This window comes from Pseudonocardia sp. SID8383 (genome assembly GCF_009864975.1).
In the GTDB taxonomy this organism is placed as follows: Bacteria; Actinomycetota; Actinomycetes; order Mycobacteriales; family Pseudonocardiaceae; genus Pseudonocardia; species Pseudonocardia alni.
Genome location: NZ_WWFY01000058.1, coordinates 1 through 953, shown reverse-complemented (window position 1 = coordinate 953; position 953 = coordinate 1). Strand labels below are relative to the sequence as shown.

Sequence of the window (953 nt, the reverse complement as noted above, 5' to 3'; positions counted from 1 at the left end):
CGGCTCGGCGCACCGGCCCCACCGAGGCGGTCACCGCGACCGCAACGACGGCCGCGGCCAGCGCGGCGAGCTGCCCCAGCGGGATACCGGAGGTGGGTGCACCGATCCCGGTCGCAGCGAGCGCCAGTACCCCGTAGGCGCCGCCGATCACCACCCCCAGCACGGCCGCGACCGCCCCGGCCAGCGCCGCCTCGGCCGCCACCGCGCGCCGGGACGCGGCGCGCGACAGCCCGAGGGTGCGCAGCAGCGCGATCTCCCGGGTCCGTTCGCTGACCGACAGCGCCAGGGTCACGCCGACCCCGACGACGGCCACCAGCAACGTCACCCCGACCAGACCGAGTCCGATCCCGCGCATGGCACCGACCGCCCTCTCGGTCTGTTCCCGCATGTCCGCGACGAAGGCGGCCGACGCGTCACCCGCGCCCCGCGCCACCGCGGAGCGCACCGCGACCGGGTCCGCGCCCGGCACTGGGTCGACGAGCACGATGCCGTCGGACACCCGGGCGGTCAGCTCCGGGGCCGCGTCCAGCCGGGCCGCGAGCGCGTCCGTGTCCCGGTCCACGGTCCCGGGGAACACGACGACGTCGGCCGGGTAGTTGCGGTCGATCGACGCCCGCGCGTCGGCGGACGCCCCGGCCACCGCGACCAGCAGCGCGGCGGTCAGCCCCACGCCCAACGACAGGACCGTGGTCATCGCCGCGGTCCGCCGCGACATACGCCGGGCGTTGCCGACCGCGATCCGCCCCGGCGCCCACCGCGCGACCAGGGGCGCGAGCAGTGCCGCCGCACCGGACACCACGAACGGGCCCGCCACCACGAGCGCGGCGAACACGCTCATCCCGGACAGCGCGGCCAGCGCGGTCCCGGTCAGCGCATCGCCGAGCTCCACCGCGAGGGCGGCGAGTGACCCGGCGGCGAGCAGCGCGAGCGCGGCGAGCGTCACCCGGACCCGG

Annotated in this window: 1 protein-coding gene; it reads right to left on the bottom strand. The window is 78.1% G+C overall.

Annotated elements, in window-relative coordinates:
• On the bottom strand, positions 1-953 hold a 953-nt coding region (locus GTW08_RS01540), incomplete at both ends, for an FtsX-like permease family protein (protein WP_346009833.1).